The 14321-nt window shown below is 71.9% G+C and carries 18 protein-coding genes; 4 read left to right on the top strand and 14 right to left on the bottom strand.

Annotation, left to right across the window (positions count from 1 at the left end):
- Positions 1–12: 12 nt before the first annotated feature.
- The 6 genes from FHX46_RS04205 to FHX46_RS04180 are packed head-to-tail and all read right to left on the bottom strand — an operon-like array spanning position 13 to position 4333.
- Positions 13–813 carry an HAD-IIA family hydrolase gene (locus FHX46_RS04205; RefSeq protein ID WP_167103802.1) on the bottom strand — a complete coding sequence of 267 codons (801 nt, stop codon included), beginning with the start codon at positions 811–813 and terminating at the stop codon, positions 13–15.
- On the bottom strand, positions 810–1886 hold the full coding sequence (locus FHX46_RS04200; RefSeq protein WP_167110788.1) for a sulfate/molybdate ABC transporter ATP-binding protein: 1077 nt from the start codon (positions 1884–1886) through the stop codon (positions 810–812). Before FHX46_RS04200 ends, FHX46_RS04205 begins: the two co-directional genes overlap by 4 nt.
- A complete protein-coding gene (locus FHX46_RS04195) occupies positions 1883–2659 on the bottom strand; it encodes an ABC transporter permease (protein ID WP_167110786.1) in 777 nt (258 codons plus the stop codon). Before FHX46_RS04195 ends, FHX46_RS04200 begins: the two co-directional genes overlap by 4 nt.
- A 10-nt stretch (positions 2660–2669) precedes the next feature.
- Positions 2670–3422: a molybdate ABC transporter substrate-binding protein gene (gene modA / locus FHX46_RS04190; RefSeq protein ID WP_167110784.1), complete on the bottom strand. Its 753-nt coding sequence runs from the start codon at positions 3420–3422 to the stop codon at positions 2670–2672.
- Complete coding sequence (locus FHX46_RS04185; RefSeq protein WP_167103774.1) at positions 3419–3823, bottom strand: TOBE domain-containing protein; 405 nt, start codon at positions 3821–3823, stop codon at positions 3419–3421. Before FHX46_RS04185 ends, modA begins: the two co-directional genes overlap by 4 nt.
- 33 nt (positions 3824–3856) lie before the next feature.
- The gene (locus tag FHX46_RS04180; RefSeq protein ID WP_167110782.1) at positions 3857–4333 is read right to left on the bottom strand and encodes a MarR family transcriptional regulator; all 477 of its coding nucleotides are present in this window, start codon (positions 4331–4333) and stop codon (positions 3857–3859) included.
- Positions 4334–4435: 102 nt separating this feature from the next.
- On the opposite strand from FHX46_RS04180, the gene moaA reads away from it, so the two are divergent.
- From moaA to FHX46_RS04165, 3 genes are all read left to right on the top strand, one after another.
- Positions 4436–5497 carry a GTP 3',8-cyclase MoaA gene (gene moaA, locus FHX46_RS04175; RefSeq protein ID WP_167110780.1) on the top strand — a complete coding sequence of 354 codons (1062 nt, stop codon included), beginning with the start codon at positions 4436–4438 and terminating at the stop codon, positions 5495–5497.
- A 9-nt stretch (positions 5498–5506) separates the two neighbouring features.
- Entirely contained in the window at positions 5507–5758 is a 252-nt protein-coding gene (locus FHX46_RS04170; protein WP_167110778.1) for a MoaD/ThiS family protein, read from the top strand.
- Between the two features lie 444 nt (positions 5759–6202).
- Positions 6203–6865, top strand: a complete 663-nt coding sequence (locus FHX46_RS04165) for a LysM peptidoglycan-binding domain-containing protein (protein WP_167110776.1) — start codon at positions 6203–6205, stop codon at positions 6863–6865.
- A 104-nt stretch (positions 6866–6969) separates the two neighbouring features.
- Here the strand turns inward: FHX46_RS04165 and FHX46_RS04160 are convergent, their stop codons facing one another.
- The 6 genes from FHX46_RS04160 to FHX46_RS04135 form a co-directional block, all read right to left on the bottom strand.
- Complete coding sequence (locus tag FHX46_RS04160) at positions 6970–7989, bottom strand: molybdenum cofactor biosynthesis protein MoaE (protein ID WP_167110774.1); 1020 nt, start codon at positions 7987–7989, stop codon at positions 6970–6972.
- Positions 7986–8456, bottom strand: a complete 471-nt coding sequence (gene moaC / locus FHX46_RS04155) for a cyclic pyranopterin monophosphate synthase MoaC (RefSeq protein WP_167110772.1) — start codon at positions 8454–8456, stop codon at positions 7986–7988. Before moaC ends, FHX46_RS04160 begins: the two co-directional genes overlap by 4 nt.
- Before the next feature lie 71 nt (positions 8457–8527).
- The gene (locus FHX46_RS04150) at positions 8528–8944 is read right to left on the bottom strand and encodes a VOC family protein (protein WP_167110770.1); all 417 of its coding nucleotides are present in this window, start codon (positions 8942–8944) and stop codon (positions 8528–8530) included.
- A gap of 14 nt (positions 8945–8958) precedes the next feature.
- Positions 8959–9381, bottom strand: a complete 423-nt coding sequence (locus FHX46_RS04145) for a helix-turn-helix domain-containing protein (RefSeq protein WP_167110768.1) — start codon at positions 9379–9381, stop codon at positions 8959–8961.
- A 6-nt stretch (positions 9382–9387) separates the two neighbouring features.
- The gene (locus FHX46_RS04140; protein ID WP_167110766.1) at positions 9388–10782 is read right to left on the bottom strand and encodes an NAD-dependent malic enzyme; all 1395 of its coding nucleotides are present in this window, start codon (positions 10780–10782) and stop codon (positions 9388–9390) included.
- 19 nt (positions 10783–10801) lie between these two features.
- Entirely contained in the window at positions 10802–10990 is a 189-nt protein-coding gene (locus tag FHX46_RS04135; RefSeq protein ID WP_167103743.1) for a hypothetical protein, read from the bottom strand.
- 88 nt (positions 10991–11078) lie between these two features.
- On the opposite strand from FHX46_RS04135, the gene FHX46_RS04130 reads away from it, so the two are divergent.
- Positions 11079–13313 carry a helicase-associated domain-containing protein gene (locus tag FHX46_RS04130; protein WP_167110764.1) on the top strand — a complete coding sequence of 745 codons (2235 nt, stop codon included), beginning with the start codon at positions 11079–11081 and terminating at the stop codon, positions 13311–13313.
- 9 nt (positions 13314–13322) lie between these two features.
- Here FHX46_RS04130 and FHX46_RS28385 read toward each other — a convergent pair whose 3' ends face one another.
- On the bottom strand, positions 13323–13886 hold the full coding sequence (locus tag FHX46_RS28385) for a DUF742 domain-containing protein (RefSeq protein WP_243871221.1): 564 nt from the start codon (positions 13884–13886) through the stop codon (positions 13323–13325).
- Positions 13883–14305 (bottom strand): roadblock/LC7 domain-containing protein, encoded by a 423-nt coding sequence (locus FHX46_RS04120; protein WP_167110762.1) that lies wholly within the window; start codon positions 14303–14305, stop codon positions 13883–13885. Before FHX46_RS04120 ends, FHX46_RS28385 begins: the two co-directional genes overlap by 4 nt.
- Positions 14306–14321 lie beyond the last annotated feature (16 nt).

Genomic DNA, 14321 nt, shown 5'->3' with positions numbered 1-14321 from the left:
GGTTGCCGCAGGTCAGCTCTGCACCGCCCCGTCCCCGAACGGGTCCTGCGTGCGGCCGACGAGGTCCGCGATCGAGTCGATCACGAGCGTGGGCCGGTACGGGTAGCGCTCGGCCGACTCCTTCGTGGAGATGCCGGTGAGGACCAGGACCGTCTGCAGCCCGGCCTCGATGCCCGAGTGCACGTCGGTGTCCATCCGGTCGCCGATCATGATGGTGCCCTCGGAGTGCGCGCCGAGGCTGCGCAGCGCCGAGCGCATCATCAGCGGGTTCGGCTTGCCCACGAAGTAGGGCTGCCGCCCGGTGGCGCGCTCGATGAGCGCGGCGATCGAGCCGGTGGCCGGCAGGCTGCCCTCCAGGCTCGGGCCGGTGGCGTCCGGGTTGGTCGCGATGAACTTCGCGCCCGCCTCGATGAGCCGGATGGCGCGGGTGATCGCCGTGAAGCTGTAGGTGCGGGTCTCGCCGAGCACCACGTAGTCCGGGTCGCGGTCGGTGAGCACGTAGCCGGCCTCGTGCAGCGCGGTGGTCAGCCCGGCCTCGCCGATGACGAACGCCGAACCGCCGGGCCGCTGGCTGTCCAGGAACTTCGCGGTGGCCAGCGCGGAGGTCCAGATGCGCTCCTCGGGCACGTCCAGGCCGGTGCGCAGCAACCGGGCCCGCAGGTCACGCGGGGTGTAGATGGAGTTGTTGGTCAGCACCAGGAACGGGGTGTCGTTGGCGCGCAGCTCCGCGAGGAACTCGTCGGCACCGGGCACCAGGTGCTCCTCGTGCACCAGCACGCCGTCCATGTCGGTCAGATACGTCCAACGGCTCATGCGTGAAGACTAGCGGGGTGCACGGTCACCGCGGTGGCCTTGATCGCGAGCCGGACCGGCACGCCCGGCTCGAGCCGCAGGTCGGCGACCGCGGCCGGGGTGAGGTCCGCGGACAGGCCGTCCGCCCAGCCCGTCCCGGCCGCCCGGACCCGGATCACCGGGCCGTGTGGTTCGAGCGCCCCGACCACCGCCGCGATCGTGTTGCGCGGGCTGCCCGGATGTCCGTCCTCCGCGGGGTAGACGGACACCGCGCTCGGCTCGAACACCGCGACGGCGGGCTCACCGGTGACCGCGCCGGGTGACCGGATGCCGGACACCAGTCCGCCGTCCGCGGTGCGCAACCCGTCGTCGACGGCGATGCCGGGGACGAGGTTGAGCCCGGCGATCCGTGCGGTGAACGCGGTGCGCGGTGCCGCCAGCACCTCGCGGGTCGGCCCGCGCTCGACCACCCGGCCGCCGGCCAGCACGACGACGTGATCGGCCAGCGCCAGCGCGTCCAGCGGATCGTGCGTGACCAGTACCGTGGCGCGGCGGGGCTCGGCGGCCAGCACCCGGCGCAGCAGCCCGCGGATGGCCGGGGCCGCGTCCACGTCGAGCGCGGCCAGCGGCTCGTCGAGCAGCAGCAGGTCCGGATCGCCGGCCAGGGCCCGCGCCACCGCCACCCGCTGCGCCTGCCCGCCGGACAGCTCTCCCGGCCTGTGCCGGGCGAACCCGGCCGCGTCCACCTCGGCCAGCCACCGCCGCGCGATCGCCCGCGACTCCGCCCGCCCCGTGCCCTTCGAGCGGGGCGCGAACGCCACGTTGTCCACAACGGACAGGTGCGGGAACAGCAACGGGTCCTGCGACAGCAGGCCCACGGCACGGTCGTGCGCGGGCAGGTCGTGCAACCCCCGGCCGGCCAGGGTGATCACGGCGCGGTCCGGCCGGAACAGCCCGGCGAGGCACCCGAGGATGCTGGACTTGCCGGACCCGTTCGGTCCCAGGATCGCCAGCACGCTCCCCGCAGGCACGTCGAAGGCCACGGACAGCTCGAACGTGCCGCGGGTCAGCTCGATCTCGGCGTGCAGGCTCACCGGGCGGTCCCCTCCAGCGCCCGCGGCCGGGCCACCGCGATCACCACGATCGCGACGACGATCAGCAGCAACGCCAGCGCGACGGCACTGTCCACATCGACCTCCGCCTCGGTGTAGACGGCGAGCGGCAGGGTCCGGGTGACGCCTTCCAGGCTGCCGGCGAAGGTGATCGTCGCCCCGAACTCGCCCAGCGCACGGGCGAAGCTCAGCACCGCGCCCGAGCCGAGCGCGGGCAGCAGCAGCGGCAGCGTGACCCGCCGGAACACCGTCCACGGGCGGGCCCCGAGGGTCGAGGCGATCCGTTCGTAGCGCTCCCCGCCGCTGCGCAGCGCACCCTCCAGGCTCACCACGAGGAACGGCATGGCGACGAACGTCTGCGCGATGATCACCGCGGCCGTGGTGAACGGGACCTGCACCCCGGCCGTCACGCCCAGCAGGTAGCCGAGGAAGCCCTTGCGGCCCAGCAGGTACAGCAACGCGAGCCCGCCCACCACCGGCGGCAGCACCAGCGGAAGCAGCACCACGGCGCGCAGCACCCGGATCCCGGGCACGGCCGAGCGGGCCAGCACCACCGCCAGCGGCACCCCGAGCACGATGCACGCGAGCGTGGACACGGCCGCCGTTTCCAGCGACAGCCGCAGCGCAGTCAGCGACGCGTCGCTGACGATCAGGCCCGGAACGCGACGGAGGTCGGTCCGCACCAGCAGACCGGCCACCGGCAGCACGACGAGTGCCAGGGCGAGCGCCGCGGGTACCCACAGAACCCACGGCACCCGCCGGGTCCTACGGAGCGCCAAAACCAGCCTTCTGCAGCTCGGCCCGGCCCTGCTGACCCAGCACGAAGTCGACCCACTCCTTGGCCCGCCCGGCTTCGGATGCGTTCTTCACGACCGCGATCGGGTAGGAGTTGACGGCCTGCGCCGCCTCCGGGAAGTCGACCCGGGCGACCTTGCCCGCCGCGCTCGCGGCGTCGGTCACGTACACCAGACCGGCGTCGGCGTCACCGGTCTGCACCTTGTTCAGCACCTGCTTGACGTCCTGCTCCTCGCTGGCCGGCCGGAGGGTCACGCCGGTCTTCTGCTCGACCTTCTGCGTCGCGGAGCCGCACGGCACCTGCGGGGCGCACACCACGACGGTCAGGCCGCGCGTGGCCAGGTCGGCGAAGCCGGCGACGCCCTTCGGGTTGCCCGGCGCGACGGCGATGGTCAGCACGTTGGTCGCGAAGACGCTCGGCGCACCGTCGAGCACCCCGGCCTGCCCGGCCTTGTCCATGTTCGCCTGGTCGGCGGAGGCGAACACATCGGCCCGCGCGCCGTTGGTCAGCTGCTGCACGAGCGCCGACGAGCCGGCGAAGTTGAACCTCACCTGCGTGCCCGGGTGGGCGGATTCGAACTGCGCCTTGAGCGCGGTGAACGACTCGGTGAGCGACGCGGCCGCGAACACGGTGAGCGTCTTCGTCCCGGTCCCGCCCGAGGACGATCCGCACGCGGTGATCAGCAGCGTGGCCGCGGCCAGCAGGGCGCCCAGCTTCCTCAACTCTGTCCTCCTGGGGTCTCGACGACCACGGTGGTCGCCTTCACCACCGCAACAGCCAGCGACCCGGGCTCGAGGGCCAGCTCCCGCACCGCCTCGGCGCTCATCAGGGAGACGACCCGGAACGGGCCGCACTGCAACTCGACCTGGGCCATCACCTTGTCCACGACGACCTCGGTGACCAGGCCGACGAAGCGGTTGCGGGCCGACCGGCCGACGTCGGACGGATCGCCGGGGCGGGCGGCCTGCTCGCGGGCGAACGCAGCCAGCTCGGCACCGTCGACGACTTTGCGGCCGGCCGCGTCGGTGCCCGCGGTCAGCTGCCCGCCCCGCACCCAGCGACGCACGGTGTCGTCGCTGACGCCGAGCAGCTCGGCGGCTTCGGATAACCGGAATTGCGGCATGGAGGGGAGATTATCCCCGCGTTTGCGGAAAAGCTACGGGTTGCCACCGAGAACGTCCTCGCGCATCAAGGCGATCAGTTCACTTTGGTACCGCTCGATCACGTCGCGTTCGGCCGGCGTGAACTTCTCCAGCACCTTCTCCGTCACCACCAGGGCCGAGGCGAACAGCGGGGCCACCGTGTCCTCGTCCAGCGGCAGGACCTCGACCAGAACCTTGCGCCGGTCGTTCGCGTCCCGCACCCGGCGCACGAAACCCGCGCGCTCCAGGCGGTCGATGACGCCGGTGACGGCGCCGGTGGACAGCCCGGTGACCCGGGCGATCTCGCCCGCCGTCAGCGGACCTTCGGCACGCGCGGCCAGGTCGAGCGCCTTGTGGTCGGTGGCGGACAGGCCCATCTTCTCGGCGATCTGGGCGTGCCGGAGGACGGCGAGCGTGCTCGACTCGCGGCCGTACTCGGCGAACCGGGCGAGCACCTCGGGGGGCACCGGGTACCGGTTTTCCTCGGACATCCGGCGCGTCCCTTCCCCTGTCGTCTTCTCGGTTGAAACACTTCGCTACCGAGACATTCTAGTGAGGAACCACGGGGCGTTCGCCGGGTTAGGCTGGTGTCAATGAGTGCGGTAAATCTCGGGCTTCCCCGCGTGCCGGGCACACGCGGAACCACGGAGCCCCGCCCGGACAACCCCGCCCTCGTCGACACGTTCGGCCGGGTCGCCACCGACTTGCGCGTCTCGCTGACCGACCGCTGCAACCTCCGCTGCACGTACTGCATGCCGGCGGAGGGTCTGCCGTGGCTGCCGGGCGAGGAGGTGCTCACCGACGAGGAGCTCGTGCGGCTGCTGCGGATCGCCGTCGAGCGGCTCGGCGTCACCGACATCCGGCTCACCGGGGGTGAACCGCTGCTGCGCCCGCGGCTCGAGCACCTGGTCGCCGAGATCACCGCGCTGCGCCCGCGACCCCGGCTTTCGATGACCACCAACGGGATCGGTCTCGCCAAGCGGGCCAGGGCGTTCGCCGAAGCCGGGCTGGACCGGATCAACGTCTCGCTCGACACCGTGGACCCGGAGACGTTCGCGCGGATCACCCGGCGCGACCGGCTGGCCCACGTGCTGGACGGGCTCGCCGCCGCCCGCGCCGCCGGGCTGGACCCGGTGAAGGTCAACGCGGTGCTGCTGCGCGGGATCAACGAGCACGAGGCCGCCGCCCTGCTGCGGTTCTGCATCGAGCACGGCTACCACCTCCGCTTCATCGAGCAGATGCCACTGGACGCCCAGCACGGCTGGAACCGCGCCGACATGGTGACCGCGGCGGAGATCTTTTCCTTGCTCAGCAAGGAGTTCACGCTCACACCGAGCCCGGAGGCACGCGGCGGCGCGCCCGCCGAACGATGGCTGGTGGACGGTGGACCGGCCGACGTCGGGATCATCGCGTCGGTGACGCGGCCGTTCTGCGCGGCCTGTGAGCGCACCCGGCTGACCGCGGACGGCGCGGTGCGGTCGTGCCTGTTCAGCAACGATGAAACGGATTTGCGCGCGCTCCTGCGCGGCGGGGCGGACGACGAGGAGATCGCCCAGACCTGGCGGATGACCATGTGGGGCAAGCTCGCCGGCCACGAGATCAACGACGCCGGCTTCGCCCAGCCGATCCGGCCGATGAGCGCGATCGGGGGATAGATCTTGACCGTGAGCGTCGTCGTGCGCTATTTCGCGTCCGCGCGCGCGGCCGCGGGCGTGGAAGAAGAGGTACTGGAGTTGCCGGCCGGCGCATCGGTCGCCGAAGCCGTCGTCGCCCTCCGCGAGCTTCATCCGGAGACCCTCCCGCGGATCCTCCGGGCGGCCAGCTTCCTCGTCGACGGGGTGGCCGTCCGCGACCCCGCGCGCCCCCTCCCGGAGCGGGCCCAGCTCGACGTGCTGCCGCCGTTCGCCGGCGGTTGAACACAGTTCGCGATTGGTCCAACCGTGGATGATCGACGTGACCCAGACCTCACTATCGGTGAAATATCTCGACTTGGAAACAGCCAGGTAACGGCGCGCTGACCAGGAAAAACACGGTGATCGACACAGGTTGCTCGATGTTACTGTGATGTAGGTCACGTCCCGAATAATTTCCGATCACGCTCGTCGTTACGTACCGTCGCTTTTCGGCTGGCCCCGACCGGCCACGGCAACACCGGGATTCCGAGCGCCAAATCCTGTCCGGCGGAATCCCGGACCAAAACCCCGAGCGAAAGTAGGTTTTCCGGACAGGGACGGAGAGGGTCGGACCCGAGCGTTCCGCGAAGGCCCGATTGGCTCGCCCGGACCCCGCCGGGTGGAGCAGGACCCGTGAGGGTTCGCCTCGCAGCATGGCCCCGTCGGCGCGAAGGCCGAGTTGATGGAATGTCCTACCGAGGCAAGCACCGCAAGATGTCCCCCGCCGCTCGCAACATCGCTCGCGTCGCTGTCGCGGGCATCGCGGTCGGCACCCCGCTGGCGATCGCCGCGACCCCCGCGCAGGCCGCCAGCGTCAACTGGGACGCCATCGCGCAGTGCGAGAGCGGTGGCAACTGGAGCACCAACACCGGCAACGGCTTCTACGGCGGCCTGCAGTTCACGCAGAGCACCTGGAAGGCCTACGGCGGCACCGGCAGCCCGCAGAACGCGTCCCGCGAGCAGCAGATCGCGGTGGCGGAGCGGGTCCTGCAGGGCCAGGGCATCGGCGCGTGGCCGGTGTGCGGCAAGAAGGCCGGCTCTTCGGCGAGCTACAAGGGCAGCAACACCACGGGCTCGACCCAGAAGAAGGCTGCCACCCCGAAGCAGGCCGCTCCCAAGAAGGCCGCACCTGCGCCGGCCACCCCGAAGAAGAGCACCCCGGCTCCGGCCGTGAGCGTCCCGTCCTCCAACCCGAACGGTGACTACACCGTCGTGGCGGGCGACACGCTGTCCGGGATCGCCAAGAAGTTCGACGTTGCGGGCGGCTACCAGAAGCTGCAGCAGCTGAACGCGAACTACATCTCGAACCCGAACCTGATCCTGGTCGGGCAGAAGATCGCCACGAAGTGACACTGGGGGCGTCCGGCGGCCCCACCACAATCCCCCGGGTGGTGGGGCGCCGGCGCCCCGGCGGTTCGGGTCGAGCAGACCCGGACCGCTTCGTGCTGGTGTTTTCAGGGGGAGTTGACCCACTCGTCCGTGCCGTCGGTGAAGTGCTGGTGCTTCCACACCGGTAGCTGGGCCTTCACCTCGTCGACCAGCTCCGCGCAGGTCGCGAAGGCTTCGGCCCGGTGGTCGGCCGACACGGCGCAGGCCAGCGCCACGTCCCCGATCTCCAGGGCGCCGATCCGATGGCTGACGGCGATCGTGCGCACCCCGCTCCGGCGGGCGGCGACCTGGGCGACCACGCGGGCGAGCACTTCGCCCGCGGTCGGATGGCCCTCGTAGAAGAGCGACGTGACGCCCTTGCCGTCGTCGTGGTCGCGCACGACGCCGCCGAAGGTCACCACCGCCCCGGCGGACTGGTGGTCCACGAGGCGCGCATGCTCCTCGACCGACAACGGCTGATCGGTCACCTCGGCCCGCGCGATGTACGCGGTCGCCCGGGTGGCCGTCGTCGTTTCCGGCGCAACGCTGATCCGGCCGCCGGTGCCGGTGCCCTCGGGCGAGCCGTGACCGGCTCCCGTGCTGTGCGCGGCGTCCGCCGGTCGCGGGTGGTCACCACCGGCGAGCTGGTCCACCGCGTGGTCGAGCACCCCGTCGAGCACCTCCAGCCCGTCCCGGACGCCGCCGCGGGAGCCGGGCAGGTTCACCACCAGCGTCCGTCCGGCCACCCCGGCGAGTCCCCGGGACAGGACGGCGGTGGGTACCTCGGGCAGACCGGCCGAGCGGATGGCCTCGGCCAGCCCCGGTAGCTGGTGGTCCAGCAACGGGGCGGTCACGTCCGGCGTGCGGTCCGTGGGTGAGATGCCGGTCCCGCCGGTCGTGATGATCACGTGCACGTCGTCGCCGAGCGCCTCGCGGATCGCCTGGGCGACCGGGTCACCGTCCGGGACCACCCGCGGTTCGGGCACGTCGTACCCGCGTTCGGTCAGCCAGGCGGCGATGACGGGCCCGGTGTGGTCCGCGTAGACCCCGGCGGACGCCCGGTTCGAGGCGACGATGACCCGGGCTGTGCGCTTGTCGTCGTTCATGGCCGCTCCCACACGCCGGACTTGCCACCGAGCTTGCGCTCCAAACGGACCTCGTCCAAGGTCGCCGCGGGATCGACGGCTTTGATCATGTCGTGCACGGTGAGCCCCGCGACGGCGACCGCGGTCAGCGCCTCCATCTCGACACCGGTGCGGTCGGTGGTCTTGGCCGTGGCCGTGATGCGTACTTCGGCGGGTCCGAGGTCGAACTCCACCCGCACCCCGGACAGGGCGATCTGGTGGCAGAGCGGGATCAGCTCGGGGACCTTCTTGGCGCCCATGATCCCCGCGATCCGGGCCGTCGCGAGGGCGTCGCCCTTCGGCAGCCCGTCGCGGGCCAGCAGATCGATCACCTGCGCCGTGGTGCGCACCACGCCGGTGGCGATGGCCGTGCGGGCGGTGGCCGCCTTGCCGGAGACGTCGACCATCCGGGCGGCGCCCTTCTCGTCGACGTGGCTCAGTTCACTCACGTGACAAGGCTAAACGCCGTCGGCGGTCTACCGGCGAGGGGCATGCCCGCGTGGTGACGGCCGGTCCGGGCTCACGCCACCTGCACCGGCTGGTTGATGCGGATGGCGTTGCCGAACGGGTCCCGCAGGCCGCAGTCGATGCCGTACGGGCGCTCGGTCGGTTCCTGCGTGAACTCGACACCCTTCGCGAGGAGTTCCTCGTACGTCTTGCGGCAGTCGTCCGTCGTGAGGCCGATCCAGCCGCCCGTCGCGCCCTTCGCGAGCAGCTCGCGGACCTGGGACGCCGTCCCCTCGTCCATCGCCGGCGGACCGGGCTTCTCCAGCAGGATCTCGCGCCCGGGCTCGCCCGGCACGCACACGGTCAGCCACCGCATGAAGCCGAGGTCCTGATCCACCTTGACCTCGAAACCGAGCTTGCCGACGTAGAAGTCGAGCGCCTCGTCCTGGTCGGTGACGAAAATCTGGGACAGTGTGATCGCGTTGAACATGACCACAACGCTAATCAACCGGACGTGCCCCGGGCTTCTCCGAAACTGCTCGGCCGCGTCCAGGCCATGCTGAAACAGGACGGTGCGGCGACCGGAGGCCCGGCGCTCCGCCGGTACTCCGACGGTGACCGCCCCACGATCTCCCGGAAGGTGCGGCTGAACGTCCCCAGGCTGGTGAACCCGACCGCGAAGCAGATCTCGGTCACACTGCGCTCGGTCTCGCGCAGCATGAACATCGACCGCTCCACCCGCCGCCGCTGCAGGTAGCGGTGCGGCGTCTCCCCGAACGTCGCCCGGAAGGTGCGGATGAAGTGCGCCTCCGAAACGTGCACCATCCGGGCCAGGGCCGCGACGTCGAGGGGCCGTGCGTACGCGCGGTCCATCGCGTCGCGCGCCCGCAGCATCCGGCGGTTGGACTCCTCGACGGCGCGGCTCATCGACCGCTAACCCGCCACACCGGACTTCCGCGCCGCGTTCTTGACCGCGTCCGCGACAGCCGGCGCCACCGCCGAGTCGAACACGCTCGGCACGATGTAGGAGGCGTTGAGCCGGTCGTCGACCACGTCGGCGATCGCGTTCGCCGCCGCGATCAGCATCTCGTCGGTGATCTCGTGCGCCTGCGCGTCCAGCAGCCCGCGGAACACACCCGGGAACGCGAGGACGTTGTTGATCTGGTTCGGGTAGTCGCTGCGGCCGGTCGCCACCACCGCGGCGTGCTTCTGCGCCTCCAGCGGGTCGATCTCCGGGTCCGGGTTGGCCAGTGCGAACACCACCGCGTCCGGCGCCATCGTGGCCACCTGGTCTGCCCCGAACAGATTCGGCGCGGACACCCCGATGAACACGTCGGCGTCGACGAGCGCGTCGTGCAGGGTGCCGGACACGTTGTCCTTGTTGGTGTTCTCGGCCAGCCAACGGAGGTTTTCGTCCAGATCGGACCGTCCGAGGTGGACGATTCCGTTGATGTCGGCCGCGATGATGTCGCCGGGCTTCTTGTGCATGAGCAACCGCATGATCGCCGAGCCGGCGGCACCGGCGCCGCTCACCACGATCTTGCAGTCCTCGATCTCCTTGCCCACCACGCGCAACGCGTTGCGCAGGGCGGCGACCACGACGATCGCGGTGCCGTGCTGGTCGTCGTGGAACACCGGGATGTCGAGCTGCTCACGCAGCCGCTTCTCGATCTCGAAACACCGCGGAGCGGCGATGTCCTCGAGGTTGATGCCGGCGTACACCGGGGCGAGCGCCTTGACGATCTTGATGATTTCCTCGGTGTCCTGGGTGTCCAGGCACACCGGCCACGCGTCGACGTCGGCGAACTTCTTGAACAGCGCCGCCTTGCCCTCCATCACCGGCAGGGCCGCGGCCGGGCCGATGTTGCCCAGGCCGAGCACGGCCGAACCGTCGGTGACGACCGCGACCGTGTTGCGCTTGATGGTCAGGCGGCGGGCGTCGGCCGGATTGGCCGCGATCGCCTGGCACACCCGCGCCACGCCCGGCGTGTAGGCGCGGGACAGGTCGTCGCGGTTGCGGAGCTGGACCTTCGGGGACACCGACAGCTTGCCGCCGAGGTGCATCAGGAACGTCCGGTCGGACACCTTGCGCACGCGGACGCCGGGCAGCGCGTCCAGCGCCTCCCGCACGTGCTCGACGTGGTCGGCGTTGACGACGTTCGCCGTGATGTCGACGACGATCGCGTCGGCGTGCGACTCGACCACGTCGAACGCGGTCAGCACGCCGCCGACCCGGCCCACCGCCGAGGTGAGGTCGCCCGCGGCGCTCGCGGACGGCGGCGCCTCGACACGAACGGTGATCGAATACCCGGGGCCGGGAACCGGCACGGCTGTTACCCCCTGCTGTCTACTTGTTGATCTCGGTCTCGGGGTGCACGTACGGCACGGCGTCGAGGGGGAACGTCACGTTCCCGAACGGCGACAGCGCGCCCTGGCGGTCCGAGGAGAGCTCCGTGACCGGGTGCTCGCCATCCGGCAGATGCGGCCAGCTGGGGTCGATCCGACCGCTCTTCTTGTCCTTGTCGCCCTTCGCCACTTCATCCTCCAGTGCTCGGCACCTGTGGTCCCCAGTTTGCCTCACAGCCGCCCGAACCCGATGGTCAGGGCGGGTATCCTCACCTGTGATGCCCGCGACCTCCCTGGCGGACTGGCTGCGGTCCGCGTCCGACGACGAGCTGGGCGCGCTCCTGCAGGCCAGGCGCGACCTGGCGACCCCGCCGCCGTCCGACAGCACCGTGCTCGCCACCCGTGCCGGCACCGCCGGATCGGTCGCCAGGGCGATGGAGGACCTGGACACCTTCACCCTCTCCGTGCTCGACGCCCTGCTCGTCGCCGACGCGGACACCGCGGCCGTGCCGCTCGGCCGGATCGCCGAGCTGGTCGGCGCCGACGTCCGGCCGGCCGTGGACCGGCTGCGGTCGCGGCTGCTGGCCTGGGGCGGCGACGACGCCATCCGCGTCATCCCCGCCGCCCGCGAGCTGGCCGGGCCCTTCCCGGCCGGGCTCGGCGCGCCGGCACCCGGCCTGGACGCCGGGTCCGCGCTCGCCGAAGCCGGGGAGGACGAACGCGGGGTGCTCGCCGCCCTCGCCGCCGGTCCGCCGATCGGGCGTACCCGGGACGCGAGCGCCGAACCGTCGCTCGCCGCGGACGCGACGCCGGTGCAGAAACTGCTCGCCCGGGGGCTGCTGCTGCGCCGCGACGAGGAGACGGTGGAGCTGCCACGCGAGGTGGCCATCGCGCTGCGGGGCGGGCGGATCTGCTCGCCGAAGGCGGTGCGCGAGCCGGAGCTGCCGACCAGCCCGCACCAGCAGTCCACAGTGGATGAGGCTGCGGCGGGCGAAGCAATGGAGTTCCTGCGGCAGACCGAATCCCTGCTGGCGCAGTGGTCGGCCCAGCCGCCCCCGGTGCTCAAGGCCGGCGGCCTCGGGGTACGTGAACTGCGGAAACTGGCGCGTGAGCTGGACGCCGACGACGCCAGGGCGACGCTGCTCGCCGAGCTGGCCGTGGCGGCCGGGCTGGTCGCGGACAGCCAGAGCACCAGCCCGGAGTGGGTACCGACCACGCTGGCCGACTCGTGGCTGGCGTCCGAGCCGGCGCAGCGGTGGGTCGTCATCGCGGAGGCGTGGCTGGACCTGCCGCGACTGCCCGCGCTGGCCGGTGAGCGCGACGCGAAGGACAAACCGATCGCCCCGCTGTCGGAGGACCTGCGGCGGCCGCTGGCGCCGGCCGTGCGCCGGCGGGTGCTCAGCACGCTCGCCGAATTGCCCCGCGGCGCGGGGGTGCACGGGGCCGACGACCTGGTCGAACTGCTCGCGTGGCGGGCGCCGCGGCGGGGTGGCCGGTTGCGGGACGAAACAGTGCGGTGGACCTACGCCGAAGCGTCCACGCTCGGCGTGATCGCCCTGGGTGCGCTGACCACGGCCGCCGCGGCGCTGCTGGACGGCGACCGGGCGGGCGCTCTCAACGCGATGTACGACGCGATGCCCAAGCCGATCGGGCACGTGCTGGTCCAGGCCGATCTGACGGTGGTCGCCCCGGGACCGCTGGAGATGGACCTGGCCACCGAGATCGCCGCGGTGGCCGACGTCGAGTCCGCCGGGCACGCCACGGTGTACCGGATCACCGAGGCGTCCGTGCGGCGCGCGCTGGACACCGGCCGCACCGCCGACGAGCTGCACGAACTGTTCCGGAAGCGGTCCGCCACCGAGGTGCCGCAGTCGCTGACGTACCTGATCGACGACGTCGCCCGGCGGCACGGCAGGCTCCGCGGCGGGGCGGCCGGGTCGTTCCTGCGCTGCGACGACGAGGTGCTGCTGGCCGAAGTGCTGAGCAACCCGGTATCGGGTGACTACGAGCTGCGCAAGATCGCCCCGACCGTGTTGATCAGCCCGTATCCCCTCGCCGACGTGCTGGACGGGTTGCGCTCGGCCGGTTTCGCGCCCGCGGCCGAGGGACCGGACGGGCGGGTGATGGACCTGCGGCCGTCCGGGCGGCGGATCCCGGCCCGGCCGCGCGCGGCACGCCGGGTGATTCCGGAGCCGTCCGGATTGACCGGTGACCAGGCGGCGTCGGTGGTGGCGCACATCCGGGCCGGCGACCGCGCCGCGGCGAGCCGCAAGGGCACGACGGTGCGGCTGCCCGGGGGCGGCGGGGGTTTCGACACCGCGGCGACGATGGCCCTGCTCGCTCGCGCCCACCGCGAACGACGCGAGGTGTGGATCGGGTACGTGGACGCCCACGGCACGGCGAGCCAGCGGATCGTCACGCCGGCACACGTCGGCGGCGGGGTGCTGACCAGCACCGACGACGAGCGGTACCCGCTGCACCGGATCACCTCGGCGGCACTGGTGGACGACTGAGCCGTCCGGTCAGAGACGGCGCAGACCCTGCAGCACCCGATCCATGAACTCCCGCGAGGAGCGGTCCCCGAAGCACAGCCCGGACTGGTGGATCAGCACCAGCCCGGCGTTGTCCAGGTCGCTGACGAGCACCTTCACCACGTTCAGGGGCAGGTCCAGGTACGCGGCGATCTCGGCGATCGAGCGCGGTTCCACGCACAACCCGCAGATCCGCCGGTGCTGCACGCCGGTCACGGCCTGCGGCACCCGCCCCCGGTCGGTCGTCGACACCAGCGCTTCCAGCGCCAGCTCGTAATCCGGTTTGGTGCGGCCGCCGGTGCGGGCGTACGGCCGCATCATGGTGCGCGTGCGGACCGATGCCACCCCGCCACGCGACTGCGCGGGCGGCACCCCGGGTCCGGCCACGCCCACGGCCCCACGTGCCGCCGCCGGTGTGGGCCGCACCGGCGTGCGCACCTGGAGCACCACCGGTTTCTTGGTCAGCACGAACCGCGCCGGCGAGTCCAATCCCTCGCGGTCGGTCCCCTGGTGCAACCGGTCCCAGGCGTCGGCGCCGTTCGACACACCCTTCATGCGCGCACGCCACCCTGCAGCCGGCTGCGCAGCTCCGGCGTCATCTGCATCCCGACCCGGTCGACGAGCATCGTCATCTCGTACGCCACCGTCCCGATGTCGGAGTTCGGCGCGGCCAGCACGGCCAGGCAGGACCCGTCACTGATCCCCATCAGGAACAGGTATCCGCGCTCCATCTCGACGACCGTCTGGTTCACGTACCCCGCCTCGAAGCAGCGCGCCGCGCCCGTGGTCAGGCTCACCAGGCCGGACGCGACCGCGGCCAGCTGGTCCGCCCGGTCCTTGGGCAGCCCCTCCGAACCGGCCAGCAACAGACCGTCCGCGGAGACGACCACGGCGTGCGCCGCGCCCGGGACCCGTCGCACGAAGTCGGTGACCAGCCAGCCGAAGCTGCTCGACTGCTGTGCCGATGCCGTCATGTGCCTCCTCACCGGT

The organism is Amycolatopsis viridis (genome assembly GCF_011758765.1).
Lineage (GTDB): Bacteria > Actinomycetota > Actinomycetes > Mycobacteriales > Pseudonocardiaceae > Amycolatopsis_E > Amycolatopsis_E viridis.
Note: the sequence above shows the minus strand (reverse complement) of the source record. Positions and strands in the feature narration are given on the sequence as shown.

Coding starts and splice junctions, on each gene's coding strand:
- FHX46_RS04205 (WP_167103802.1), bottom strand. CDS start 813: ATGAGCCGTTGGACGTATCTGACCGACATGGACGGCGTGCTGGTGCAC.
- FHX46_RS04185 (WP_167103774.1), bottom strand. CDS start 3,823: ATGCCGCAATTCCGGTTATCCGAAGCCGCCGAGCTGCTCGGCGTCAGC.
- FHX46_RS04180 (WP_167110782.1), bottom strand. CDS start 4,333: ATGTCCGAGGAAAACCGGTACCCGGTGCCCCCCGAGGTGCTCGCCCGG.
- moaA (WP_167110780.1), top strand. CDS start 4,436: ATGAGTGCGGTAAATCTCGGGCTTCCCCGCGTGCCGGGCACACGCGGA.
- FHX46_RS04165 (WP_167110776.1), top strand. CDS start 6,203: ATGTCCTACCGAGGCAAGCACCGCAAGATGTCCCCCGCCGCTCGCAAC.
- FHX46_RS04160 (WP_167110774.1), bottom strand. CDS start 7,989: ATGAACGACGACAAGCGCACAGCCCGGGTCATCGTCGCCTCGAACCGG.
- FHX46_RS04150 (WP_167110770.1), bottom strand. CDS start 8,944: ATGTTCAACGCGATCACACTGTCCCAGATTTTCGTCACCGACCAGGAC.
- FHX46_RS04145 (WP_167110768.1), bottom strand. CDS start 9,381: ATGAGCCGCGCCGTCGAGGAGTCCAACCGCCGGATGCTGCGGGCGCGC.
- FHX46_RS04130 (WP_167110764.1), top strand. CDS start 11,079: ATGCCCGCGACCTCCCTGGCGGACTGGCTGCGGTCCGCGTCCGACGAC.
- FHX46_RS28385 (WP_243871221.1), bottom strand. CDS start 13,886: ATGAAGGGTGTGTCGAACGGCGCCGACGCCTGGGACCGGTTGCACCAG.
- FHX46_RS04120 (WP_167110762.1), bottom strand. CDS start 14,305: ATGACGGCATCGGCACAGCAGTCGAGCAGCTTCGGCTGGCTGGTCACC.